Origin of the sequence: Geodermatophilus amargosae (assembly GCF_900116515.1) — a bacterium.
Lineage (GTDB): Bacteria > Actinomycetota > Actinomycetes > Mycobacteriales > Geodermatophilaceae > Geodermatophilus > Geodermatophilus amargosae.
Genome location: NZ_FPBA01000003.1, coordinates 377,805 through 403,164 on the forward strand (window position 1 = coordinate 377,805; position 25,360 = coordinate 403,164).

Annotated in this window: 18 protein-coding genes; 2 read left to right on the top strand and 16 right to left on the bottom strand. The window is 75.3% G+C overall.

The features are described 5' to 3' along the window. Window positions 1-63 precede the first annotated feature (63 nt). Entirely contained in the window at window positions 64-1,008 is a 945-nt protein-coding gene (locus tag BM414_RS07035) for a TerD family protein (RefSeq protein WP_175551463.1), read from the bottom strand. A 98-nt stretch (window positions 1,009-1,106) separates the two neighbouring features. Between BM414_RS07035 and BM414_RS07040 the strand changes: the two genes are divergently transcribed. Next, entirely contained in the window at window positions 1,107-2,813 is a 1,707-nt protein-coding gene (locus tag BM414_RS07040; protein ID WP_093578694.1) for an Hsp70 family protein, read from the top strand. A 2,204-nt stretch (window positions 2,814-5,017) separates the two neighbouring features. On the opposite strand, the gene BM414_RS07045 is transcribed toward BM414_RS07040, so the two are convergent. The 5 genes from BM414_RS07045 to BM414_RS07065 form a co-directional block, all read right to left on the bottom strand. Beyond that, window positions 5,018-7,093 carry a S9 family peptidase gene (locus BM414_RS07045; protein ID WP_093578695.1) on the bottom strand — a complete coding sequence of 692 codons (2,076 nt, stop codon included), beginning with the start codon at window positions 7,091-7,093 and terminating at the stop codon, window positions 5,018-5,020. Window positions 7,094-7,161: 68 nt separating this feature from the next. Then, window positions 7,162-8,175: an AIM24 family protein gene (locus BM414_RS30070; RefSeq protein ID WP_217644583.1), complete on the bottom strand. Its 1,014-nt coding sequence runs from the start codon at window positions 8,173-8,175 to the stop codon at window positions 7,162-7,164. Window positions 8,176-8,186: 11 nt separating this feature from the next. Then, window positions 8,187-8,831 carry an AIM24 family protein gene (locus BM414_RS07055; protein ID WP_093578696.1) on the bottom strand — a complete coding sequence of 215 codons (645 nt, stop codon included), beginning with the start codon at window positions 8,829-8,831 and terminating at the stop codon, window positions 8,187-8,189. 3 nt (window positions 8,832-8,834) lie between these two features. After that, window positions 8,835-9,452, bottom strand: coding sequence for an AIM24 family protein (locus tag BM414_RS07060; protein WP_093578697.1), 618 nt, complete (start codon window positions 9,450-9,452; stop codon window positions 8,835-8,837). Window positions 9,453-9,606: 154 nt separating this feature from the next. Further along, window positions 9,607-10,731, bottom strand: coding sequence for a DUF475 domain-containing protein (locus BM414_RS07065; RefSeq protein ID WP_217644584.1), 1,125 nt, complete (start codon window positions 10,729-10,731; stop codon window positions 9,607-9,609). A 283-nt stretch (window positions 10,732-11,014) separates the two neighbouring features. Here BM414_RS07065 and BM414_RS07070 point away from each other — a divergent pair, with 283 nt between their 5' ends. Further along, window positions 11,015-12,295, top strand: coding sequence for a hypothetical protein (locus BM414_RS07070; protein WP_093578698.1), 1,281 nt, complete (start codon window positions 11,015-11,017; stop codon window positions 12,293-12,295). Here BM414_RS07070 and BM414_RS07075 read toward each other — a convergent pair. From BM414_RS07075 to uvrB, 10 genes are all read right to left on the bottom strand, one after another. Next, entirely contained in the window at window positions 12,292-13,131 is an 840-nt protein-coding gene (locus BM414_RS07075; protein WP_217644585.1) for an HAD family hydrolase, read from the bottom strand. The genes BM414_RS07070 and BM414_RS07075 overlap by 4 nt on opposite strands. Next, the gene (locus BM414_RS30075) at window positions 13,128-14,255 is read right to left on the bottom strand and encodes a cysteine protease StiP family protein (RefSeq protein WP_093578699.1); all 1,128 of its coding nucleotides are present in this window, start codon (window positions 14,253-14,255) and stop codon (window positions 13,128-13,130) included. Before BM414_RS30075 ends, BM414_RS07075 begins: the two co-directional genes overlap by 4 nt. After that, a complete protein-coding gene (locus BM414_RS30080) occupies window positions 14,252-15,613 on the bottom strand; it encodes a phosphoribosyltransferase domain-containing protein (protein ID WP_093578700.1) in 1,362 nt (453 codons plus the stop codon). Before BM414_RS30080 ends, BM414_RS30075 begins: the two co-directional genes overlap by 4 nt. After that, window positions 15,610-16,812, bottom strand: a complete 1,203-nt coding sequence (locus BM414_RS07090; protein ID WP_093578701.1) for an HpcH/HpaI aldolase/citrate lyase family protein — start codon at window positions 16,810-16,812, stop codon at window positions 15,610-15,612. The genes BM414_RS30080 and BM414_RS07090 overlap by 4 nt, the downstream gene beginning before the upstream one ends. Before the next feature lie 23 nt (window positions 16,813-16,835). Further along, window positions 16,836-18,197, bottom strand: coding sequence for a VWA domain-containing protein (locus tag BM414_RS07095; protein WP_175551464.1), 1,362 nt, complete (start codon window positions 18,195-18,197; stop codon window positions 16,836-16,838). A gap of 34 nt (window positions 18,198-18,231) precedes the next feature. Beyond that, window positions 18,232-18,876: a TerD family protein gene (locus tag BM414_RS07100; protein ID WP_093578703.1), complete on the bottom strand. Its 645-nt coding sequence runs from the start codon at window positions 18,874-18,876 to the stop codon at window positions 18,232-18,234. A gap of 115 nt (window positions 18,877-18,991) precedes the next feature. Continuing rightward, a complete protein-coding gene (locus BM414_RS07105) occupies window positions 18,992-19,588 on the bottom strand; it encodes a TerD family protein (RefSeq protein ID WP_281246715.1) in 597 nt (198 codons plus the stop codon). A gap of 237 nt (window positions 19,589-19,825) precedes the next feature. Then, on the bottom strand, window positions 19,826-20,962 hold the full coding sequence (locus BM414_RS07110; RefSeq protein WP_093578705.1) for a TerC family protein: 1,137 nt from the start codon (window positions 20,960-20,962) through the stop codon (window positions 19,826-19,828). A gap of 245 nt (window positions 20,963-21,207) precedes the next feature. Further along, a complete protein-coding gene (locus BM414_RS07115) occupies window positions 21,208-22,776 on the bottom strand; it encodes an alpha/beta hydrolase domain-containing protein (RefSeq protein WP_093578706.1) in 1,569 nt (522 codons plus the stop codon). A 94-nt stretch (window positions 22,777-22,870) separates the two neighbouring features. Further along, window positions 22,871-24,997, bottom strand: coding sequence for an excinuclease ABC subunit UvrB (gene uvrB / locus BM414_RS07120; protein ID WP_093578707.1), 2,127 nt, complete (start codon window positions 24,995-24,997; stop codon window positions 22,871-22,873). Window positions 24,998-25,360 lie beyond the last annotated feature (363 nt).

The following is a 25,360-nucleotide window of genomic DNA, read 5'->3' on the forward strand; positions in this document are numbered from 1 at the left end:
CGTACCGGCGCAGCCAGTGGGACCCCGGTGCCGCGGAGCCGCCGCGACACCGGGGTCAGCGGCTCACTTGCGGCCGGGCGTCCAGTCCATGCCCCAGCCGTACTGGCGGTCCAGGACGTCCTGGCCGCCGTGCACGTAGCGCACCTCGCGGTTGACGAGGAGCTGGCCGCCCTGGTTCTCGATCATCGCGATCGCGCAGATGCGCGCCCGGGGGTCGTGCTCGTCGAGGCGCACCTCGATCTGCGGCCCGTTCGCCGGGAACATCGTGACGACGGCGTCGGCCTGCCCCCAGTTCGGCACGCCCTCATAGATGAGCGCGAACACGAGGATCCGGCGGATCAGCGCGGTGTGCTGCAGGTCGACCATGAGGTTCTCGCCACCGCTGTTGGCGCCCGACCGGTCGTCACCGTCCAGCCACACGATCGACTGGCCGTTGCCCAGCGTGTGCTGACCGCGGAAGGCGTTGCCCAGGGCCTGGATGACGCCCTTCGACCCGTCGGCGTACTCGTAGAGGCAGCCGAGGTCCAGGTCGATCGCACCGGAGCCGGCGGCGGAGGCGAGCCGCTTGAGGAAGCCACCGCCTCCCCCGCCGCCGCCGGGCCTCGCGTTCCAGTTGAGGTTGACCCGCAGGACGCCGGTGGTGCCGGCCGTCTTGGTCAGCGAGACCGAGGGCGCCGCCTTGGTCAGCGACACCTTGTCCATGTTCACGCCGCCCCGCTGGGGCGGAGGCGGGGGCTGCTGCCCGTACTGCTGCTGCCCGTAGGGGTCCTGCGGCGGCGGGGGCGGCTGGCCGTACGGCTGACCCGGCGGCGGGTAGGGGGGCTGGCCCGGCGGCGGGTACTGCCCGGGCGGCGGGTACTGGCCCGGCGGGGGGTACGGCGACTGCCCGTACGGCTGCGTCGGTGGCGACGGGTGCGGCGGCGGCTGGTACGGCGGCGGCTGCGGCGGCGCCGGAGGGGTCTCCGGCTGCGGCGGCGGGGACTTCGGGCGCTTCGTGTAGTCGACCAAGGGGGGCCTCCCCGCAGGTCACCCGCGTGGGCGGACCTGCGCTCTGAGCGGCGGACACGTCCCCCCGACCCTAGGGGGTCGCCGCTAATCTCCGGCCCATGCCGGCCGGTGCCCCCTCGCCTTCCCCCACCGTCTACGGGATCGACCTCGGCACCACCTACAGCTGCCTGGCGCAGGTCGACGACGACGGCACCCCCCGGGTCGTCCCCCTCCTCGACGGCGCACCCACGCTGCCGAGCGTGGTGCTCTTCGTCGGCCCCGACGACTACGTCACCGGCGAGCGCGCCCGCGTCCTGGCCAGGGCGCAGCCCGACGACGTCTGCACGCTGGTCAAGCGGCGCATGGGCGACAGCACCTGGCGGTTCGTCAGCCACGGCCGGTCCTGGTCGGCGCCCGCGGTGAGCAGCCTGGTCCTCAGCGCGCTGGTCAGCGAGACGAGCTTCTCCACCGCGAGCGCGGTGCAGGACGTCGTCATCACGGTGCCCGCCTACTTCGGCGACGAGGAGCGGCGGGCCACCCGGCTGGCCGGCGAGTACGCCGGCCTCACCGTCCTCGACGTCATCAACGAGCCGACGGCGGCCGCGCTGTCCTACGGCTTCGCCCGCCTCGACGGCGGCGGCCCCTCGGACCACCTCGAGGAGGTCGCGCTGGTCTACGACCTCGGCGGCGGCACCGTCGACGTCGCGGTCGTGGAGCTGGCCGACCGGCGGCTGGCCGTCGTCGCCACCGACGGCGACCACGAGCTCGGCGGGGCCGACTGGGACGAGAAGCTGGCCGTCCACCTCTCGCGCGCCTTCCTCGCCGCCCACCCCGACGCCGAGGACCCGCTCGACGACAGCGCCGGCGGCCAGGCCCTGGTGCTCGCCGCCGAGCGGGCCAAGCGCGAGCTCAGCGTCCGCGAGTCCGTGGTCGTGCCGGTCGAGCACGACGGCCGCCGGGTCGACGTGCCGGTGACCCGCGCGGAGTTCGAGCGGCTCACCGCGGGCCTGCTCGACCGCACGATGGCGCTGACCCGGGCGGCGGTGGCCGCGGCCCGCGCCCGCGGCGTCGACCGCATCGACCGGGTGCTGCTCGTCGGCGGCTCGACCCGCATGCCCGCCGTCGCGCAGCGCCTGACCGCCGAGCTGGGCGTGCCCGCCGAGGTGCACGACCCCGACCTCGCCGTCGCCAAGGGTGTCGCGGTCTACGGCCGCAAGAAGCAGCTCGAGCGGCTGCTCACCGCCGACCTGGTCACCCGCGGGCAGCTGCGCGCCGGCCTGCCGCTGGAGTACGCCGCCCCGGTCGACGTCGACACCGCCTGCGCCCGCCTGGGCGACGCCTTCGGGCTGTCGGCCGCGCAGGTCCGGCGGACGGTGGAGATCCAGGTCCTCAACACGGTCTCGCGCGGCTTCGGCGTCCTGGCGCTGGACCGGTTCGGCGAGCCGGCCACGGTCTTCCTCGTGCACCGCAACGACCGGCTGCCGGTGGCCGTGCGCCGCTCCTTCGGCACGGTGTACGACGACCAGCAGCGGGTGACCATCCGCGTCGTCGAGCAGGGCGGCGGGACGGAGTCCACCCGGCCCGAGGACGCCAAGCTGCTCGCCGAGGCCTCCATCGAGGACATCCCGCCGGGGTACCCCGCCGGGACGGAGATCCAGGTGGTCCTGCGGATGGGCTTCGACGGCATCCTCGAGCTCACCGCGCTGCACGAGGGGCTGGCCGACCGGCCGCTCACCGTGCGCGTCGAGACCAGCGCGGCGCTCAGCCAGGCCGACGTCGCGCGGGAGCGCGCGCAGGTCGGCCGCGTCCGCCGCCGGCAGGACTGAGCCGTGCTCCTCCCGTTCGACGGCAACGGCTACCGCAAACGGGTCCTCGCCGCCGTCGAGGCCCGCGGCGGTCCCGACGCGTCCGACCCGTTCGAGGTCTACGACCTCCCCGTGGAGACCGCGGGCACGCTCTCCGACGACGAGGTCGCCCGCCGCGTCGACGACGTCTGGGCGTTCTGGCAGAAGCAGCGCGACCACCCCAAGTACCGCGGCCTGGTGACCGCGCTGCTGCAGACGCACGACGCGCTGGCCGCCCAGCTGCGCACCGCCGACGGGCGCTCCCGGCTGGCCGAGCAGACCCGCGCCGGGCGGGCTCGGCGGGACGCCGCCCGGTACGCCGAGCTCGACGCCGCGCTGGAGCGGCTGGTCGAGCGCTTCGGCGGGGTGCCGGCCGACAAGGTCGAGGGACTGCGCGGCCTGGCCGCCGCCGCGGGCATCGACGACGACGCGTTCGGCGCCCGCCTGCGCCGGCACCCCGTCCTCGGCGACGACGCACCCGGCACCGGCGCACCCGGTACCGACGCACCCGGTACCGACGCCGCCGTGCTGCGGCAGGTCCGCGACGGCCTCGAGGAGCTCGGCCGGATCGAGGGCGTCCGCGTGCCGAGCCTGCACGCCTTCCTCGAGCTGCCGCCGACGGCGGACCCGCAGACCGTGCGCCGCCGGCGCGACGCGCTGCTCGTCCTCAACCGGCAGCGGCGCCCCGACCGGCGGCGGGCGCTGGTCGACGACCTGCTGGCCGCCGTCGGCGCGCTGCTGGTCGACGGCGACCCCGGCCGCTACCTCGACGCGCTGGCCGACGACGTCCGCGAGGCGCTGCGCCCGCGGGTGGCCGCCGCGGTGCTCGTCGAGGACCGGCTCACCCCCGCCGACGCCTCCGTCCTCGTGCAGGAGGCGATGGCGGCCGGCCTCGACCCGCAGCGGGCCTCCGCCGTCGTCACCGGGCTGGCCGGGGCGACCGGCACCCCGGTCGCCCCGGTCGCCCCGCCCCCTCCCCCGCCGGCCGTGCGCCCGGGCAGGACGCCGGACTGGTCCGCCGAGGTGTCCGCCGCCCGCGCCGCGCTGCGAGCCGGGCGGCCGCGCGCCGCCGCCCGGCACGCCGCTGCCGCGCTCGCCGCGGCCGGGGGCATGCACCCGCCGATCCGCGCCGTGCAGGACGAGGCCGCCGAGGCCGTCGTCCGCGCCGAGGGGTCCTGGCGGACCGTCGGGACCGCGCTGGCCGCGCGCCGGCACGCCGCGGCCGCCGCCACGCTGGAGCGGCTGGCCGCCGAGGCCGCGGACGTGCCCGGGCCGGCCGGGGAGGACGCCGCCGAGCTGCTGGCGGCCTCCCGCGCCGCGCTGGCCGCCGCCGACGCCGCCCTGGCCGCCGCGCCGGCGTCCGGACGCGAGCGGGAGGTGGCGCTGCTCGCCGCCCTCGGCGCCGTGGCCGACCACCCGGCGGCGCACGGGGAGCTCGCGGCGCTGGGCGTCGCACCGGCCACCGGCGTCGTCGCCGTCCCGGCGCCCGGCGGCGCCCGCGAGGTGCGCTGGACGGCGTCGGCCTCCGCCGGCCCGGTGGAGTACCGGGTGCTGCGGGTGCGGCCGGACGGCACCCGCCAGGTGGTCGGGACGACCGCCACGACGGCGCTGGAGGACGGCGGCTACGGACAGGTCGCCGGCTACGTCGTCGTCGCCTCGCGACTGGGCGTCCCCGCGCCGGAGGCGCACAGCGGCCTCGCCTCCCCCGAGGCCCGCAGCGGGGACCCGGTGGCACCCGCACCACCGGAGGCGGTCGGGTCCCTCACGGCCGTCCTCTCCGGGCGGCGGCTGCGGCTGGTGCACCCGATCCCGGCCGCCGGGACGGCGGAGGTGCGCCGCCTGCCGGCCGGGACCCCGCCGCCTCCGATGGGCAGCGTGGTGGCCGATCCCGAGGCCCTCGGCGCGCTGGTGCCGGCGATGGGGCCGGGGCTCGCCGTCGACGCCCGGCCGTCCGCGCCGGTCACCGGGTACGTCGTGCTGGTGCGGGCCGGGGGGTCCGCGGTCGCCGGGGCGAGCGCCGTCCACGTGTCCCTCCCGCCGGTGACCGGCGCGGCCCTCGACGGCGACCGGCTGCGCTGGGACTGGCCCGAGGGCTGCACCGAGGTGGTCGTCCTGCTGCGGCCCGACGCCCCGCCCGAGGGTCCCGACGACCCGGCCGCCACCCGCCGCAAGGTGACCAACTCCCGCTACGACATCGACGGCGGCCTGCCGGTCCCCGCCGGCGACGTCGGCCACGTGGCGGTCTTCCCGTGCACCCGGGTGGGCGGCCGGCTGGTGGTGTCCGGCGAGGCGCCGGAGGAGGCGCGGCTGCGGCTGGCGTGAGCTCCGCCGGCGGCTGCCGGCAGCCAGCGGTCCCACCACGCGAGCAGGTGCTCGAAGCGGGCCAGCCGGTGCCGGGGGCGGCCGGAGCGGGACAGCTCATGGCCCTCGCCGGGGAACAGCAGCAGCGCGCTCGGCACGCCCCGCTGCTGCAGCGCGACGAACAGCCGCCGGCCCTGCTCCACGGGGCAGCGCTCGTCCTGCTCGGAGTGGACGACGAGGGTGGGCGTGCGGATCGAGGCCGCCTCCGCCAGGGGGCTCACCGGGTCGGTCCCCATGTAGGCGGCGGCGTACCACCAGCCGATGTCGCTGGAGCCGACGAACGACACGGGGTCGGTCACCGCCCGCTCCACGACCGCGGCGGCGAACCGGTGGGTGCGGGTGAGCAGCAGCGCGGCGAGGAAGCCGCCGTAGGACCCGCCGTGGACGCCCACCCGGTCGGCGTCGAGCGCGGGGTCGGCGAGCGCGGCGTCGAGGAAGGCCAGGACGTCGTCGCCGTCCCGGTCCCCCCACGCCCCGACGACGGCGCGCGCGTGCTCCTCCCCGTAGCCCGACGACCCGCGCGGGTTGCACTGCACCACCGCGTAGCCGGCCGACACGTAGACCTGCGTCTCGTCCAGCAGCGACCAGCCGTACTGGGTGAACGGCCCGCCGTGCACGGTCAGCAGCACCGGGTGCGGGCCGGGGCCCTCGGGCACGGTGACCCAGCCGTGCACCTGCGTGCCGTCGGCGGTGACCACGGTGCGCTCGGTGCTCCGGTGCAGCCGGCCGGTGGCGCCGAGGGCGGACCCGAAGCCGGTGAGCAGCCGCCGGCGGCCGGGCGTGAGGGCCACCAGCTCCCCCGCCGACCGGTCGTGCCCGACGGTGGCGACGACGACCCCGCCGCCGGCGCCGAACCCGCGCACGGTGAACGGCCCGTCGACCAGCGTCTCGGGCGTCCCGCCGTCGAGGGGCACCCGCAGCAGCGCCACCGAGCCGCGCCGCTCGACCCCGACCAGCGCCGCTCCCCCGGCCAGCACCGTCGCCGGGGTGTCGTCGCCGCGGTGGGTGTCCCGCGGGTCGAGCACCGGCCGGAGCGGGCCGCCGGCGGCCGGCACCCGGCAGAGGGTGAGGCCCCGCGCGGCGACGTCGAGGCCGTCGGGGCCGAGGTCGGGCCGGGCGGTCACGTAGATCGACGCGCCGGTCGGGTCGAACGCCGGCAGCCGGCACTCGCCCCGGCCGCGGGTGACCCGCCGGGGGTCGCCGCCGGTCACCGGGACCAGCCACACGTCGCGCACCAGGTCGCGGTCGGCGCGGGCGTGCCGGGCGGAGACGAAGGCCAGCGTCCGGCCGTCGGGCGACCAGGCGACGTCGGTGTCCTCGCCGCGCCCGTCGGTGACCTGCCGGGGCCCCGGGAGCTCGGCGGTGTCGTCGAACGGGTCGTCCGGCAGGTCGAGCACGAACACGCAGCTGGGCCGGTCGGCGGTGTACCCGACATCGTCGACGCGGTGCCGCAGCCGGGTGACCAGCCGCGGCGGCTCGGCCTCCGGCGGCACGTCCTCGGCCGTGCCGTAGCGGCCCGCCTCCGGGACGCGGGCCACCCAGGCCAGCCGGCGGGAGTCCGGTGACCACACCGGCGCGCCGGCACCCAGCGGGGCGTCGGTGAGCCGGCGCGGCGCGCCGCCCGCGGTGGGCAGCAGGTGCACCTGCGGGTGCCCGCGGTCAGGGGTCGAGAGGTAGGCCAGCCAGCGGCCGTCCGGAGAGAACGCCGGCGCGGAGTCGCGGGCGCCGGAGGTCAGCGGGCGGGCCGGCGCCGAGCCGTCGGTGGGCACGGCCCACAGCTGCGCGCGGTAGGTGTCGGCGTCGAGGTCGGGCCGGCCGACGGCGACCACCGCCATCCGCCCGTCCGGCGAGACCGTCGGCGTCCCCGGCGTGCGCAGCAGGGCGAGGTCGGCGGGCCGCATGGCGCACCGAGCGTAGTGCAGTCGTCACCCCGGCCGGGTCCCCTGCGGACCCGGCCGGGGTGTGGCGCTCACTGCTGCTGCGCCCGCGCGACCAGCCGCTGGCCCAGGCTGCCGGCCTGGGCGTTGGTGAGCAGCTGCGTCTGCGACTCCACCAGCCGCAGCACCGCCGGGTCCTCGCGGGCCACCTCGGAGGACTGCAGCAGGATCGTGCCCTGACCGGTGAAGTCGTACTGCCGCTCCTCGCCGGAGGCCCGGCCCAGCGCGCCGGAGATCATCCCGCGGATGTTCTGCGTCATCCACTGCGCGTCGTGGTGCACCGACGGCGAGGGGCAGTCGGCCCAGCCGAGCAGCGCGTCGGGGTCGGCCCGGAACGGCGGCTCGACGAAGATCACCGGCCCGTTGGACGAGGCGATGAACTTGCCCGTGCCGATGAGGGTGACGAACCCGGGCACGATCGACTGCTTGAGCTCCAGCGCCGGGGAGAACGCGCAGAGGTTGCTCGCCTTGATCGTCAGGTTGCCGGCGTCGAGGTCGTAGGCGTTGAGGTCGAACCCGCGGTCGCCGATGAGCACCTTGCCGTGCCCCTGGGCGACCACCCAGTCCTGCACGTAGATGGGGCTGGAGAACTTCGCGGCCACCCACCCCTGCACCGAGGAGTACTCGGTGACGGCGTCGAACTGGACGTTGCCGTAGTAGGCGAGCATCGCGCCCTTGCTCATGAACCACTCGCCGTTGAGCGTGATGCAGAAGACGTAGGGGTTGACGTTGTCGTCGTCGGGCAGCGACTGCACGTTCAGCGTCTTCGGCACGCCGGCCGGCGGGCCGGACGGCTGCGGGGCGCCGCCGTAGGGCGGCTGCGGCTGCCCGCCGTACGGGGGCTGGCCGCCGTAGCCGGGCTGGGGCTGGCCGTATCCCGGCTGCGGGTGGCCGTACCCCGGCTGGGGCTGGCCGTATCCCGGCTGGGGCTGGCCGTATCCCGGCTGCGGCTGGCCGTATCCCGGCTGCGGCTGGCCGTACCCGGGCTGGGGCTGCCCGCCGTAGGGATTGCCGCCGCCGTAGGGGTTGCTGGGCGGGTACGTCATCGTCGCCGTCCTCAGAACTTCTGCTCGCTGGCCTGCACGTACACCGTGCCGGAGCCGCTGATCTTCAACTGGAAGGCCTCGCCGGAACCCCGGCCGACCACGTCACGGAAGCCGACCTTCGCCGCCAGGTCGACCGAGAGCTGGCCGACGTGCCCGACGTAGGCCTGCGGATCGACGCCGATCTGCGTGCCGTTGAGCTGCAGCGGGAAGGCGCCGCCGTGCGAGAGCAGCGCGACCGAGCCGCGGCCGTGCACGTTGGTGGTGAACAACCCCTGCCCGGTCATGGCGCCGGAGATCGCCGACTTGACCCCGCCGGAGCCGAGGAACTGCACGCTGGTCTGCAGGTTCGCGTCGTGGACCAGCAGCCGGTCGGCCTCGCAGACGAGCGGGGCGTTCCCGTCGAGCTCCAGGACGGTGACGTGCAGGCCCTTGTAGCCGTAGAGCACCTCGCCGGTGCCCTCGGTGGCCATCATCGGGTTGGACTCGCCGGACATCGCGGCGCCGACCATCCCGCCGACGCCGCGGCCCTGCCCGTGCACGGGGCGGAAGGTGACCTGGCCGGAGTAGCCGAGCATCGCCCCGCGGCGGGCCAGCACCGGGCTGGCCGGGCCGACGTGCGCGCGCACGACCTTGCTGTTGACCGTCTCGAACGACACCGCTCAGCGCTCCGAGGACTGGACGAGCACCAGGCCGTGCCCGGTGAAGCGGAGGGAGAAGGGCTCGCCGGAGCCCTCGCCCACGAGGGACTTCCAGGAGACGCCGCTGACCAGGTTCATCGACAGCTGGCCGCGGGACCCCACGTAGGCGTCGGGGTCGACCACCAGGTCCTGTCCCGGCGCGACCTCCAACGCCATGACCGGCCCCTCGGACACGAGGGCGACCTGGCCCTGGCCGGTGACGGTGGTGGTGGCCAGCCCCTGACCGCTGGTGACGCCGCGCAGCCCGGAGAACTGGACGTCGAGGCGCAGGTGCTCGGTGTGGGCGAGGATGTGCTCGCTCTCCACGGTGAGGGTGTCCCCGCCGAGGTCGACGACGAGGACGTCCATCGCGTCCTTGGCCAGGTACACGCGGCCGTGCCCGGCGCAGTCCATCAGCGAGATGCTCTCGCCGGCGACGGCCCGCTTGAGGGCGGCCCGCATGCCGCCGCCCCCGCCCATCCCGGAGCTCTTGAAGTCGACGTTGCCCTCGTAGGCGACCATCGAGCCGCTGGCGGCCCGGATGCGGTCCCCGTGCAGGTCGGCGTGCAGGACGCGTTTCTGGGCGGTGAGCTGTGCCACGGATGCCTCTCGGTGCAGGGGACGGGACCGGCCGGACCGTATCCGGCGGCCCGTGCGCGCGGTAGGTCCCCCGCCGTCGCTTCCCGGTCGCCTCCCCCGGACGCACCAGCGGCCCCGGGGCGGGTGCCCCGGGGCCGCTGGTGCCGGGTGGAGGTCAGCGCCGGCCGGCGGTGACCTCGTCGCGCTCGTCCTCGACCTGCGCCGGCTGGTGCGACTTCTCGCGCCGGGTGGCGAGGACGCTGCTGATCACCGCGGCGACGATGAAGAGCAGGCCGGTGAGGCCGGTGACGTACTCGCTGATGTGGAAGCGCAGCTCCAGGATCATGATCGCGGCCAGGAAGCCGATGGCCCACATCGCGCCGTGCTCCAGGTAGCGGTACTCGTCGAGCGTGCCCTTGTCGACCATGTAGATGGTCAGCGAACGCACCCAGAAGGCGCCGATGCCCAGGCCCAGCGCGATGATGAAGATGTCGCTGCTGATGGCGAACGCGCCGATGACGCCGTCGAAGGAGAACGACGCGTCGAGCACCTCGAGGTAGAGGAACGCCGCCGCACCGGCGCCGGCGACGGCCTTGGTCGCCGTCCCGCCCGCGTTGCCGCCCGAGGTCGACTGACCGGTCGCGTTCACGTCGTCGCCGTCGTCGTCGTCGGTCTCCGGGGCCTCCATGAGCTCGTTGAGACCGCCGATGAGCAGGTAGGTGAACAGACCGGCCAGGCCCGAGACGAGCACCGTGGAGTACTTCTCGGGGTCGGCGATCTGCGAGCCGACGTAGATGACCGCCAGGGCGATCACGATCGCCAGGTAGGGCAGCTTGCCGGCCTTGGCGAGCGGCCGCTCGATCCAGGAGAGCCAGTGGATCTCCCGGTCCTCGTCGAAGAGGAAGTTGAGGAAGATCATCAGCAGGAAGATGCCGCCGAAGGTGTAGATCGCCTCGGCCGCGGACTCGACGTTCTCGCCGTAGGCCTCCTGGTCGGTCAGGGCGAGGTCCCACACCTCGGGGATCGACAGCGAGGCGGTCACCGACACCAGCACGATCGGCAGCAGCAGGCGCATGCCGAACACGGCGATGAAGATGCCGACGTAGAGGAACAGCTTCCGCCAGAGCGGGCTCATCCGGCGCAGCACCTTGGCGTTGACCACGGCGTTGTCGAACGAGAGGCAGACCTCGAGCACGCCGAGGACGGCGACGGCCAGCAGGGCCGCCGGTCCGCCGAAGAACACGGCGGTGACGAGCGCGGCCACCGTCAGACCGACGGAGAAGCCGAAGTAGCGGAGCATCAACATTTCCTTTCCGACGCCTGACGGGCGAGGCGGCGACGAATACGGCACACAGGACCGAGCCGGATCGGCCGGGAGGCGGGCCCAGCGTCCAACGGATCCGGGAGGGCAGACGTTCCCGCCGCGCCCCGGCCGGGCGACGGGCGGTGCGGGCTCAGCGGACGGGGCGGTGCCGGCCGCCCGTTCCCGCGTGTGCGGCTGCGGCGTGGTATCCACAGGCCGCCGGGCCGCGCGGGCACCGGACCGCCCCGCCGGACGCGGGCCACCGCGACGGGAGGCGACCGTGAGCGGACCGGTCGGCACCCCGTGGTGGCGCCGCGACCGTGAGGCGCCCCGGCGGGAGGCCACCGCGGCCCGGGAGGCCGCGGCCGCGGCGATGCTGGAGTTGGACACCGCGCTGGCCGACCTGCCGGACGCTGTGGCCGCGGCCGAGGAGGCCGGCGGCAGCTCCGGCGGACGGGACCGCGGGCGACGGGCTCATCACCGCATCTCCGCTCCCGACTCGTTGGCCCGTGACTGGCGGGACCTCTCGACCCACGCCGACACGGTGATCGGACACTACCTGCAGGCCCTCGCCGACCACGACGCGGCCGCGGACGCCGACCCCGGCCGGGCGCGGACGGCCGCCACCGCGCTGGGCGCCGCCGCGGCCGCGCTGCGCGAGGTGCACGGCCAGGTGCTGCGCTTCCGCGAGCAGTACGGCGAGGTGCTCGCGGCCGCCGCGCGGGCACGGGCCGCGGCGGCCCGCACGGTGTCCGCCGCGCGGGAGACGACCGCCGCCGCCCGCGCCGCCCTGGACGCCGCTGGGGCCGCCGGGCTGGCCGACCCCGGGCTCGACGCCGCCCTGGCCGACGCCGACCGCCTGGCCGCGGGCGCCGCCGCCGAACTGGCCGCCCGCCGCGCCGCGCCCGCGCTGGCCGCCGCAGAGCAGGCTCGCTCCGCCGCGGAGGCGGCGGCCGAGCGGGCGCGGGCGCTGCCGGAGCGGGCCGCCGAGGTGCGCCGGGGCGCGGCCTCGGTGCGCACCCGCCGGGAGGCCCTGGGCACCCGGCACGAGCGGCTGACGCCGGTGATGAGCGAGTTGCGGCGCCGCTACCCCCTGTCGGCGTGGGCCGACGTGGAGCGCGCGCCCCAGCGGGCGTCCGCGGCGCTGGCCGAGGCCGACGAGGCACTGAGCGCGCTGCAGGCGGCGTTGGACGCGCCGGTCCTCGACGTCCCCGCCGCCGCTGCGCTGCTGGCCCGGGTGCGGGCGGCCGCCGGCCGGGTCGACGACGAGGTGCGCTCCACGACCGGTCGGCTCCAGCGGCTCGACGCCGTCGCCGCGGACCCCGGGTCGCTGCTCACCGAGGTGCAGCGCGCCGTCGTGGACGCCCGGCGGTTCCTGGCCGGGCTGCCCGAGGACCGGGCGCGCCGTTTCCGCCGCACGTTCGAGGACCTCGCCCGCCGGCTGCCCGCGCTGGAGGAGGCAGCGCGGGGCCGCCGCCCCGACTGGGGAGCGGTGCTGCGCGAGGCGCAGGCGATCGAGGACGCGCTGGACCGGCTCGTGCGGACCGCGCGGGCCGACTAGGTCACGCGGTCGAGCAGCCAGCGCACGATCTCCTCCCCGGCGGCCGCGCCGCTGGCCGCGGTGACCGCGACCCGCGCCCCGGTCCAGTCCTGCTCGTGCAGCTCACCGTGCGCGGGGCGGACGGCGGCGTCGGCGGCGAGCAGCATCGGCGCGTCGAGCAGGCTGTCGCCGGCGCACAGCAGCCGCGGCGCGGTCCCCTCCCCCGCGAGCAGCCGGCGCAGCCGCAGCAGCCCCGCGGCCTTGGACAGCCCGGCGGGGACGACGTAGACCTTGCGGCCCTGCACCGACAGCGTCGCCCCGGCGGCGGTGACGGCGGCGCCGGTGTCGGCGAGCCAGCCGGCCGGGATGTCCTCCCGTGCGTGCGCGACGAGGTAGCAGAACAGCCCCTCGGCGGCGCGGACGGTGCGCACCCACGGCTCGCCCGCCACCGCCTCGAGCAGCCCGAGCAGCTCCGGCAGCGGAGCGGCCTGCGCTGCCGTCTCCGCCGCCCAGTCGTCCCAGGCCGGGTCGCGGACGCCGTCGGCGAGCAGCACGCCGCCGTTGGCGCACAGGGCGTACCGCGGGACCACGGGCAGCCGGACCCGCTCGTACTGCGCCACGGTGCGGGTGGTCACCGGCACGACCAGCGCCCGGCCGGCCAGCTCGGTCAGCAGCCGCCACGACGCCGGGGTGGCGTGCGACAGCGGCGCGCCGTCGAGGTGCTCGACGACCTCGAGTCCCTCCGTCAGGCCCTCGGCGCTCCCGGCCGCGGCGGCGGAGTAGATGAGCGTGCGGTCGAGGTCGACGGCGGCCAGCGTCGTTCCCCGGCCACCGGCCAGGGGCAGGACCGCGGTCACCGGCCCACCGGCCGGATCAGCCCGACGCAGGAGTACGGCAGGTCGGGGACCTCGACCAGCGGCACGCCGCGGGACCGGGCGAGCGCGGCGACGTGGCGCAGGTCCTCGGCACGGTCGGGCCGCACCAGCACCTGCCAGGGCACCCGGCGCAGCAGCACCCGCGTCGTCTCCCCCACACCGGGCTTGACCAGGTTGACGTCGGCGATGCCGAACTCCGCGGCGATCCGCTCGACCGCCGCCCAGCCCTCCCAGGTCGGGCGCCGCTCGCTGACGGGGACGTCGTCGGACGGCGCGACGGCGGGGAACGCGGCGGCGACGGTGTCGACGAACAGCGCGGAGACGTCGCCGCCGGTGAGCTCGGCGTAGTACTTCGCGCCGTGGAACATGCCCGGGCCGATGAGGTCCTCACGCAGGACCGTGCGGCTCACCAGCCCCGACACCGTGCTGTTGAGGCAGGCGCTGGGGACGAGGAAGTCGTCGCGGGTGCCGTACAGGTCGGTGCAGACGCCGGGGTCGGCGAGGACGGCCAGCCGGTCGTCGAGGGCGGCGTCCCCGGGGTGGGCGGCGGTCCAGGCGGCGACGGCCTCGGTGAGCTGTCGCTGGATGGCGCCCTTGCCGGTCCACCCGTCCACGAAGCGCAGCGCCGCAGCCGGGTGCCGGGCCAGCACGTGCGCGAGCGCCACCTCGTCGATGCCGCGGCCGCGGATGATCGAGATCGTGTAGTGCGGCACGTCCACGCCGCGCGAGGCGCGGTACCAGCGGCGCAGCAGCACGCCGATCGGCGTCCCGGCGCGGGCCAGCGACACCAGCACCGGCGTCTGCCCGTGCACGGCCGCGGCGTCCCAGACGAGCTCGCCGACCCGGGCGACGGCGTCGGCGAGCCGGCCGGCGGACTGCTCGAGCGCGGCGGTGAACAGCGCCAGGTAGTCGTCGTCGGGCTGGTACTCGACCGGCAGCATCTCCGAGTAGTGGGTGCCCGACTGGATGGCCTCCTCGCGGTCCTCGGTGCCGCGCTCGAGCGCGACCGACGACAGGTCGGTGAGCAGCCAGGTCACCTCCTCCGGCGGGTACGAGCCGAACCGGCCGGGGACGGCGGGCGCGAGACGGGCGCCGAGCGCCGTCACGCTCCGGGCTCCGCGATCGGCACGGTCACCAGGTGCACGGCGCGGGCGGCGAAGGGCCGCAGCGCCTCGCCCATCGCCGCGCAGTCGGCGGCGGGCGCGTCCACGACCACCACGACGTCGTCGGCGCGCTGGTCCGACCACGGCCCGGCGGCGGGGACCGCGGCCGGGTCGGCGAGGTTGTGCACGCGGGAGACGCGGGCGGGGTCGTCGGGCGCGGGGAAGGCCAGGCTGCGGCGCAGGGCGTAGCCGGGGTCGTCGGCGGCGTGCACGGGGCTCCGGGTGGTCGACTGGGTGGTGACGGGGACGCCGGGCAGCCGCCCGGACAGCCGCGCCCCGATCACGGTGGGCGCGTGCATGAGCTCCTCGGTGCCGAGGACGAGGACGCCGCGGCTGCCGGCGAGGACGGGCACGAGGGCGGCGGCGACGGCGTCGGCGGCGTCGGCGAGGCGTGCGCTGCCGGCGGGGGTCAGGCCGTGCCGGGCGCCGGTGGGGACGCCGGCAGGCCACAGCCCCTCGTGCACGACCACGGACCCCGGCGCGCCCGACGGCGGCGGCGCCGCGGCGGGCAGTGCGGCGCGGGCAGCCGCAGCCCGGCCGAGGACGTCGGCCGGCAGCGTCAGCTCCGTGGCGAGGACGGCGGCGACGTCGACCCGCACGCCCAGCGCCTCCGCGCGCCCGGCGAACGCCGCCCGGGCCGCAGGGGTGCGCGCGTCGAGCAGCGTGGCGACGACGTAGCGCTCCCGGGGCCAGCAGAGGTCCAGCTCGGCGATCGTGTTGAGGGCGGTGCGGCCGCTGGTGAGCTCGTCGTCGACCAGCACCAGCGCTCCGGGCACGTCCAGCGCCACCGGCCCGACCGGCTGCAGCGCGTGCGCGACGGCGTGCGAGTGCTCCTCCTCGAACGCCGCGGCCACCGGCACGCCGGGGTGCAGCCGCCGGGTGGTGTGCAGGTAGGCGGCGCCGAGCCGGTCGGCGGCGGCGTGGCCGAGGCCGGTCGCCGTCTCGCAGTAGCCGATGACCAGGCCCGGCACCTCGTTGCCGAGGACCGCGGCGACGGCGTCGCCCACCGCCGCCCCGGCACCGAGGACGGCGTCCGGCACGACCGGCACGTGCTTGCCCAGGACGCGGGAGACGACGAGGTGGGCGCGGCGCGGGTTGTCCCGCAGCCCGAGCCCGCACAGCTGCGCGAACCGGCCGCGCGATGCGACGTCGACGTCGAGCAGGCCGGAGACGGTGCCGCCGAGGTCGGCGGCGCGGAGGACGTCCCCGCCGGGTCCTGCGGCACGGAGGACGTCCCCGCCGGGTCCTGCGGCACGGAGGACGTCCCCGCCGGGTCCTGCGGCACGGAGGGTGGCGGTCACGCGCGCTGCGCCTGCCCGCCGGCGAAGACCTCGGCCAGCCGGCGCTGCCCGGTGGAGAGCAGGTCGACCAGCGCGGCCTCGTCGGCGACGACGCCGTAGACGGCGGCGCGGCGGCTGATCAGCTCCGCCCACAGCGCGTGCGGCCCGATCTCGTTCATCCGGCCGTTCGTGGACACCGCGATGCCGCCCCGGCCGCGGGCCGTGAGGATCTCGAGGGCGTCGTCGTACTCCGAGCGCGAGACGGTGAGCAGCGCGTTGACCACCGAGACGTGCGCCGGGTGGATGACGGTCTTGCCCAGCACGCCGTTGGCCTTGTCCAGCGTCACCTCGCGGATCAGCCCGTCGAGGTCGCCGGCGATCATCCGCTGGCGCAGCCCGCCCTCGTGCTGGTCGCTGAACGGCGTCGAGCGCAGCTGCGGCTTGAACAGCCGGGGCCCGGGGATGTGCTCCCACACGGCGCCGGTGACCACCTGGTCGCCGCCGCGGGTGAACCGGTTGACCACGTCGGCCAGGCAGTCCCGCACGACGGCGACGTCCCAGATCGTGGTGTCGCGGTCCCGCCGCAGGCCGAACAGCCCCGACAGGTCGGTGCCGCCGACCCGCAGGCACAGCACCGACTCCCGGTGCTCGTCGACCACCGCGGACAGGGCGGCCAGCGCGTCGGCGCGGGTCTCCCGCCAGGCGAGGTCGGCCGTCTCCAGGATCGGCATGCCGTACAGCGGCTGCCCGGTCGCGGACGCGACCTCGGCGATCGCCGCCAGCATCGGCGCCAGCGTGGTGCCGGTGGCCTTGGGCAGGCTGAAGCCGGTGAGCCAGGTCAGCGCCGGCCCGGCGGCCAGCGCGATCGAGCGGATCTGCTCGGCCGAGCGCACCCGCACGAACAGCAGGGGCAGCGGCGGCTGCTCGCCGGCGGCCGCGCGGCGGTCGATGCGCCGCAGCGCGGTGACGACGTTGACCTCGGCGTCGGTCACGGCGGCGTGCGGGATGGCGTCCTCGAGGCACCAGACCACGCTGGTGGTCCCGACGGTGGCCGCCCGGGCGGCGTCGGCGTCCAGCGCCGGGCGGGTACCGGGGCTGTAGAGCGTCGCGCCGAGGGCCAGCGCCAGCATGCCGCGCGGCGTCGCCGGCCCGACCTCCCCCGGCGGGACGGCGAACAGCCGTTCGCGCTCGTCGTCGGTCAGGTACGAGAAGTGGCGCACGGTCGTTCCCTCCTGCTGGGGACTCACCGGACGAGGAGGCCCTGGGCGCGCGCCCGCCGGAGCCAGTCGGGGTACTCGGTCATGAGCCGGTCGAACAGCGCGTCGTCGCTGATGGGCCGGCGACCCATGAGGTCGTCCTGGGAGACGGCGAAGAAGTCGGCGTTGTCGGTGTAGCGGCCCTCGAGGTCGTCGAGCCGCTGCAGGTAGCTGAACTGCCGCTCCGGGCCGATGCCCATGAACTGCCAGAACACCGGCTCGAAGGACGCCGACTTGATCTGCTTCGTCGCCACGGACTTGTCGCTCGGGGCGCCGTCGGTCAGGAACATGACGTAGACCGGCACCTGCGCCGGCTGCGGCTCCACCCGCTCGCGGCTGTCGCCGAAGTACGCCTGCCGGACGGCGGCCATCGCCGCGCCGTAGCGGGTGTCGTACTCCAGCGGGTACCGCCGCGACAGGTCGGCGATGTACTGCTGGTGGCCCTCCAGGCGCAGCCCCGGCTCGGGGCGGTGCACGTCCTTGCCGAAGAGGAACACGTCGACGACGCCGTCGTCGTCGAAGCGCAGCCCCAGCGCGAGGACGCGCTCGGCCAGCCGCTGCACGGCGCCGGCGCGGTAGAGCGCGGCCATCGACCCGGAGATGTCGAGGACCAGCGCGACGCGGGCGGTGTGCTCGTCCAGGCCGCGCTTCTCCAGGCTGACGCCGGCGGTCTTGACCAGGCTGAGCATCTGCGGCGCCGTGGTCGCGAGCTTCTTCTCGAGGTCGACGAGGCGGCGCTTCTCCATGCTGACCGGCGCGGCCGCGGGAGCCGGCGGCGCCGGCGCGGCGACGGGCTGGGGCGCGGGCTCGTCGTCGACGCTGACGCCGACGTCGGTGGCCATGCCGGCCAGGCCGTCGGTGAAGCCCTGCCCGACGGCGCGCACCTTCCACTCCGCACCGCGGCGGTAGACCTCGGCGAAGACCAGCGCGGTCTCCGGCCCGGCGACCAGCTCGCAGCGGACGGCGGGGGCGGCGGCGCCCTCGGCGGCCACCTCGACGGCGAGCCCGGACAGCGCGCCGAAGGAGCCGGCGCCGTCGAGGGAGGCACCGATGACGACCTTCTCGACGTCGGCGGGCAGCGCGGCGGGGTCGATGCGGACCTGGTCGACGGTGGCGCTGCCGCGGGCGGTCTTGCCGAGGTGGCGCACCGCGCCGCCGGCGCCGCTGGGCTGGTTGTAGAAGACGAAGTCGGCGTCGCTGCGGACCTTCCCCGCGGCGGTGGTGAGGAACGCCGACAGGTCGGCGTCGACGCCGGGAGCCGGCGTCCAGGTGAGGGTGACGACGACGGGGCCGGTCAGGCCGGCCTGCGCGAGGCCGACGTTGCCGCCCCGCGTGAGGACGTGGACCACTGCGGCGCCGGTCAGGCGGGGGTCGCGGCGGCGGTCACTTGCGCCCGCTCGTCCAGTTGAGGCCCCAGCCGTACGCGCCGTCGAGGTCACGCTGGACGCCGGGGAGGTAGCGGATCTCGCGCTGCACGGTCAGGGAACCGCCCTGGTTGGTCAGCAGCGCGATGGCGCAGGAGCGGGCGCCCTGGGCGTGCTCGTCGAGGCGGACCTCGATGGGCGCGGCACCCTGCGGGTACAGGGTCACGACGCCGTTGGCCGCGGCCCAGTTCGGCGCGCCCTCGTAGATGTAGGCGAAGACCAGCACCCGGCGGATCTGGTCGAGGTGGTCGAGGTTGACCACCAGGTTCTCACCGCCGGACTTGGCGCCCGAGCGATCGTCGCCGTCGAGGAGCACGTAGGGCGGGCGGTCCAGCGCACCGAAGGCGTTGCCGAGCGCCTGCACGACGCCCTTGGCGCCGTCGGCGGTCTCCCACAGGCAGCCCAGGTCCAGGTCGACGGCCGAGCCCTTGGAGAACAGGCCGCGCCGGCCGGACTCCCAGTTGAGGTTCACCCGCATCTGCCCACCGGCGCCGCGGCCCTTGGTGAGCGAGACCGACGGCGCGCTCTTGGTGAGCGTCACCTTGCTCATGTCGACCGGGCCGCCGCCGGACGGCGGAGGACTCGGGCGGGTGTAGTCGACCATGACGGGACCTCCGCGTCTCGGGGGCTGGTGCAGGCAGGCGGGACCCGGCGGACGGGGGTGGCCGCCCGCCGGGGTGCCGGGCCCGGACGCGGCGAGGCGTCCGGGCCGGCGGGGATCAGCCGACGTTGACGCCGAAGTCCTGGGCGATGCCGCGCAGGCCGGAGGCGTAGCCCTGGCCGACGGCACGGAACTTCCAGTCCGCGCCGTTGCGGTAGAGCTCGCCGAAGACCATGGCGGTCTCGACCGAGGCGTCCTCGGTGAGGTCGTAGCGGGCGACCTCCTGGCCGTTGGCCTGGTTGACGATGCGGATGAACGCGTTGCGCACCGCGCCGAAGTTCTGCTTGCGGTTGTCCGCGTCGTAGATCGACACCGGGAAGACGATCTTCTCGACGGTCGGCGGGACGCCGGCCAGGTTCACCTGGACGACCTCGTCGTCGCCCTCGCCCTCGCCGGTGAGGTTGTCACCGACGTGGACCACGGAGCCGTCGGGGCTGCGCAGGTTGTTGAAGAAGATGAAGCCCGAGTCGTCGGGGGTGACCCGGCCGTCGGCGCCGAGCATGATCGCCGACGCGTCGAGGTCGAACTCGCCGCCGGCGAACGTGTTCACGTCCCAGCCGAGGCCGACGTTCACCGCGGTCAGGCCCGGCGCCTCCTTGGTCAGCGAGACGTTCCCGCCCTTGGAGAGGCTGACACCCATCAGTTGGACTCCCATGTCACTGTCGTGGGCGCAGCGGCGGTCGCCGCTGCGCTGGACACCGGACGGTGCCGGCGCCGCCCGGGGGACGGCGCGGGCACGAGCGCCCGGCGCGGTTCCCCCGGCACCGCTGCGCGGGGTGCCCGTCGGGTACCCCGCGGAGCGGACGTGTCGTGGATCGTGCCGCACGATCACCGGGAGCAACAGGCTGACCGGCGCGAGAGGCCCGGCGTCCGCCTGCTGGTCACCTGCGCGTCACCGATTGCCGCCGTCGGGCCGCTCGGCCGGCGCCGCGGCGGGGGCGCCGCGGTCCGGCTGGGCCTCGGCGGCCGGCCCGGCCGTCGGCACGCCGGTCTCCCCGGCGACCTCGGCCGCGCCCCGCCCGGCCGGACCGCCGACGGCACCTGCCGCGGCCGCCTCGCGGGCGTCGCGCCGGCTGCGGGCCAGGCTCGCCACCGTGGTGACGAACAGGGTGACGACGATGACCGACAGCGACAGCCAGGTCGGGATCTCCGGGATGAAGGTGACGTGCTCGCCGCCGTTGATGAACGGCAGCTCGTTCTCGTGCAGCGCGTGGATCAGCAGCTTGATGCCGATGAAGCCGAGGATCACGGCGAGGCCGTAGTGCAGGTAGACCAGCCGGTCGAGGAGGCCGTCGATGAGGAAGAACAGCTGACGCAGGCCCAGCAGGGAGAAGGCGTTGGCGGCGAAGACGAGGAAGGTCTCCTCGGTCAGCCCGAAGATGGCCGGGATCGAGTCGACGGCGAAGAGGAGGTCGGCGCTGCCGATCGCGACCAGCGCGATGGCCAGCGGGGTGATGTACCGCTTGCCGGCGAGCTTCGTGGTCATCCGGTCGCCGTGGTACTCGTCGGTCGTCGGGATGATCCGGCGGGTCAGCCGGAGGAAGCCGTTCTCGGTGAACTCCTCCTCTTCACCCCCACCGGCGCGGGCCTGCGCGATCGCGGTGTAGATGAGGAAGGCGCCGAAGAGGTAGAAGACCCAGCTGAAGTTCTCGATGGCCGCGGCGCCGAGGAAGATGAAGATCGTCCGCAGGGCGAGCGCGAAGGCGATGCCGAAGAGCAGCACCTTCTGCTGCAGCTCCCGCGGCACGGCGAAGCTGGCCATGATCAGCACGAACACGAAGAGGTTGTCGACCGACAGGCTCTTCTCGGTGATGTAGCCGGCGAAGTACTCCCCGCCGTACTGGCCACCGGCGAAGACCCACACGCCGACGCCGAAGAGGACGGCGAGGGCGACGTAGACCGCCGACCAGGTCCCCGCCTCGCGCAGCGTCGGTGCGTGCGGCGTGCGAACGTGCCCGACGAAGTCGAAGACGATCATCCCCACGATCGCGGCGACGGTGATCGCCCACACCCAGATCGGGACGTCCATGCGAGTACCTCCGGTCGACTGGCAGCTGTCAGCACCGGAGGTCTCTCCCACCGGTCGCTGCAGCGACCGGTCGATGACGCCGGGGTGTCTCCACCCGTGTTGACGACGTCACCGCTAGCGGGATACTCCCCTCCACGGTTCCGCGGGCACGGCAGAGCCGTTCCGGCGGAGTCACAGGGCACAACGGCGGAGGGGCGCCCGGGGTTCCCGGGCGCCCCTCCTGTGTGCCGCGACGACCGCGGCGGCTACCCCGCGGCCAGGTAGGCGGCGCGGGCGGCGGCCAGCATCCCCGGCGCCTCCGACGCGTCGAGACGACCGTCCCGGACCTGGGCGTCGACCGCGGCGGCGTACTGGGCGAGGTACCCGTCGACCGAGCCGTAGCGCTCCGCCAGCTCCGCCGCGGTGAACGGCTGCCAGCCGCCCCAGTTGCCGCAGACGTCGGTGATCGACGACGTGCCGACCGGGGAGAGCGCCACCGGCACCGGCCGGCCGAGCGGGACGACGGCGTCGGGGAAGCGCACGCCGCCGAGCGGCTGCAGGGTGACCGGGTCGGTCCGCGGGACCTGCAGCGCGACGCCGGGCAGGTCGTTGAACGACGCCGGGTCCCCGGCCGGGGCCGGCTGCAGGGCGAAGGTCGCCGACGGCGGGAGCTGCCGCCGGTCGCCCAGGCCCGGGTGCCGGACCACCCGGACGACGTCGGACACCAGCGTGCGCAGGTACGGGTTGTAGGAGATCGGGTTCCGCGCGATCGCGATCCCGCCGTTGCACCGGAGCTGGCCGAAGACGACGGAGTCCGGGTACGCGGCGATGCCGGCGTGCGGGGCCGGCCAGTCGTAGCGGACGACGCCGCGCGGGCGGTCCGCCTCGACGGTGACGCTGGCCCGCAGCCGGTGGTAGTCGGTGTAGGTGGCGACGTCGACGAACAGCGGGTCGCTCTTCCGGCGGGTGAGGATCTGGTCGTAGGTCAGCGGCACGCCGTCCTCGAGGACGTAGGGCCGCTGCGGTGCACCGCCGGCGAGCTGGTTGACCGCCAGCCAGTTGCCGGCGCCGGAGACCGCGATGGCGGCGTCGAAGACACCGCGGCCGGTGCGGTCGTCGACGTTGAAGCCCTCGGCGACTAGGGTGTCCACGAACCAGGCACTCTGGCTGATGCCGGCCAGCACCGATGCCCGGTAGACCGGCAGGGCCGGACCCGACGGCCGCGGCGCGGTGCCCCGGAGGAGCCGGCCGAAGTCGCGGACGACGACCTCGCCGATGCCCTGGGCCGCGGCCGGCACCCCCGGCGAGATGCCGGTCTCCCACTGCACGCGTGCGTAGGACAGGTCCTGCCCGGCGAGCCAGCCGTTGCCGATGCCCGGCGGGTAGACCGCGTCGGCGGGGCTGGTGTCACCGGTGGTCAGGAAGCCCTGCAGCGAGGGCAGCACCGCGGGGCGGCCGCGGTTCTCCGCCTCGACGAGGACGACGTCGCTGCCGCGCGGGTCGGCGGGCGCTATCAGCTCGAACTCGCTGCTGTAGGGCACCAGGCCGCGGGCGTCCCGCGCCAGCCCGGAGATCCCGGCGACCTGCTCGCGCGGGTCGACGACGCCGGACACGCTGCCGGTGGTGCGGGTCCAGGACTCGCCGCCGACGGTGATCGGGGTGCTGGTGGCGGTGACGGCGGTGATCGCCGAGGCGAGCGGGGCGGGGTGCCCGTGGCCGCCGGGGGTGGCGAGCGCCGGCCCCGCGGTGCTGAGCGACAGGGCGGCGAGCGTCGTCGCGACCACTGTCACGGCGAGCGGGCCGCGGCGCAGCCCGGGAAAGCGCAAGAAGGACACGCGCAGGACTCCTTCGTCCGGGACGGGAAGGTCTCGAACGTAACGCTCGTGCGACGTGTGTCACACGGCCGGGGTGGGTCCCCGGCCGTGGAACTCAGGCGTGCGCGGCGTCGAGCTGGCGCAGCTCCTTCTTGAGCTCGGTGAGCTCGTCGCGCAGCCGGGCGGCGACCTCGAACTGCAGCTCCCGGGCCGCGGCCAGCATCTGGTCGTTCATCTGCGTGATGAGGTCGGCGAGCTCCGCGCGCGGCAGGCCCTGCACGTCGATGGCGCCGGCCTTGCCCTTGGTGCCCGCGGCCTTCTTCGACGACAGCCCTGGCACCGGCGCCTTGCCGCGGGACTGCTGCCGCCCCGAGCCGCCGAGCAGCTCGGCGCTCCCGGTGTCCTCCGCCTCGCGGTAGATGCCGTCGAGGATGTCGACGATCTTCTTGCGCAGCGGCTGCGGGTCGATGCCGCGCTCGCGGTTGTAGGCGACCTGCTTCTCGCGGCGCCGGTTGGTCTCCTCGATGGCGTGCGCCATCGAGGGCGTGACCGTGTCGGCGTACATGTGCACCTGGCCCGACACGTTGCGCGCCGCACGGCCGATCGTCTGGATCAGCGAGGTGCCGGAGCGGAGGAAGCCCTCCTTGTCGGCGTCGAGGATCGCCACGAGCGACACCTCGGGCAGGTCGAGGCCCTCGCGCAGCAGGTTGATGCCGACCAGCACGTCGTACTCGCCCTGCCGCAGCTCGCGCAGCAGCTCCACCCGGCGCAGGGTGTCGACCTCGGAGTGCAGGTAGCGGACCTTGATGCCGAGCTCGAGCAGGTAGTCGGTGAGGTCCTCGGCCATCTTCTTGGTCAGCGTGGTGACCAGGATCCGCTCGTCCTTCTCGACCCGGACGCGGATCTCGTGCACCAGGTCGTCGATCTGGCCCTTGGTCGGCTTGACCACGACCTCCGGGTCGACCAGGCCCGTGGGGCGGATGACCTGCTCGACGACGTCGCCCTGCACCCGGCCCAGCTCGTAGGGGCCCGGGGTCGCGGACAGGTAGACGGTCTGGCCGATCCGGTCGGTGAACTCCTCCCACTTCAGCGGGCGGTTGTCCATCGCCGACGGCAGCCGGAAGCCGTGCTCGACCAGCGTCCGCTTGCGGCTCATGTCGCCCTCGTACATGCCGCCGACCTGCGGGACGGTCACGTGCGACTCGTCGATGACGAGCAGGAAGTCGTCGGGGAAGTAGTCGATGAGACATGCACCGGCCGAGCCGGGGGCGCGGCCGTCGATGTGCCGCGAGTAGTTCTCGATGCCGGAGCAGAAGCCGACCTGGCGCATCATCTCGATGTCGTAGGTGGTGCGCATGCGCAGCCGCTGGGCCTCCAGGAGCTTGCCCTGCCGCTCCAGCTCGGCCAGCCGCTGCTCGAGTTCGGCCTCGATGGAGCCGATCGCCCGCTCCATCCGCTCCGGGCCGGCGACGTAGTGGGTGGCCGGGAAGACGAACAGCTCCTCGACCTCGCGGACCACCTCACCGGTCAGCGGGTGCAGGTAGTACAGCCGCTCCACCTCGTCGCCGAACATCTCGATCCGGACGGCGAGCTCCTCGTAGACCGGGAAGACCTCGATCGTGTCGCCCCGCACCCGGAACGTGCCGCGGGTGAAGGACAGGTCGTTGCGGGTGTACTGCTCGGTGACCAGGGTCCGCAGCAGGTCGTCGCGGTCGCGCTCCTCCCCCACCGAGATCTTCAGCGCCCGGTCGACGTACTCCTGCGGGGTGCCCAGGCCGTAGATGCAGGAGACGGTGGCGACCACCACGACGTCGCGCCGGGTCAGCAGCGCCTGGGTGGCCGAGTGCCGCAGCCGCTCGACCTCGTCGTTCACCGAGGAGTCCTTCTCGATGTAGGTGTCGGTCTGCGGGACGTAGGCCTCGGGCTGGTAGTAGTCGTAGTACGAGACGAAGTACTCGACGGCGTTGTCGGGCAGCAGCTCGCGGAACTCGTTGGCCAGCTGGGCGGCCAGCGTCTTGTTCGGCGCCATCACCAGCGTGGGCCGCTGCACCTGCTCGATGAGCCAGGCGGTGGTGGCCGACTTGCCGGTGCCGGTGGCGCCCAGGAGCACCGAGTCCGTCTCCCCCGCGTTCACCCGCTCCGCGAGGGCCTTGATCGCCGTCGGCTGGTCGCCCGAGGGCTGGAAGTCGCTGACGACGCGGAAGCGCCCCTGCGTGGGCCGGATGTCGGTGGTCGCGCGCACGGGTCGACGGTACGACCGTCCGGTGACAGAACGGCGCGTGTGACGGGCGGGCACCCAGGGACGCACGGGACGGGTCGCTTGCGGTCGCCTCCGGCGTCGTGCTCCTGCGTGCGCCCGCGACCCGATAGCGTGCCCCTCGCAGGCGCGGTGCCGCGCCGGGGACCAGTGCCACCCGGGATGCCCGGACGAGGTCGGACCCCGGCGCCCCGCGACTCGGTACCAGGTGTGACCGGCGCCCGCGCCCGGCCGCAGCGGACCTGCGCACGACGCCCTCCCGGCCCCGCCGTGGAGGGCGTCGTCGTCTCCGCAGGCGGTCCCGTGACGTGCGCCGCGTCAGGTGTGGAGCCGCCCGGATCGGGCAAG

Bases quoted from the DNA above. Each gene is read 5' to 3' on its own strand.
- BM414_RS07040 (WP_093578694.1), top strand. From the start codon at position 1,107: ATGCCGGCCGGTGCCCCCTCGCCTTCCCCCACCGTCTACGGGATCGAC.
- BM414_RS30070 (WP_217644583.1), bottom strand. From the start codon at position 8,175: ATGACGTACCCGCCCAGCAACCCCTACGGCGGCGGCAATCCCTACGGC.
- BM414_RS07110 (WP_093578705.1), bottom strand. From the start codon at position 20,962: ATGGACGTCCCGATCTGGGTGTGGGCGATCACCGTCGCCGCGATCGTG.
- BM414_RS07045 (WP_093578695.1), bottom strand. From the start codon at position 7,093: ATGCGGCCCGCCGACCTCGCCCTGCTGCGCACGCCGGGGACGCCGACG.
- BM414_RS07105 (WP_281246715.1), bottom strand. From the start codon at position 19,588: ATGGGAGTCCAACTGATGGGTGTCAGCCTCTCCAAGGGCGGGAACGTC.
- BM414_RS07100 (WP_093578703.1), bottom strand. From the start codon at position 18,876: ATGGTCGACTACACCCGCCCGAGTCCTCCGCCGTCCGGCGGCGGCCCG.
- BM414_RS07065 (WP_217644584.1), bottom strand. From the start codon at position 10,731: ATGCTCCGCTACTTCGGCTTCTCCGTCGGTCTGACGGTGGCCGCGCTC.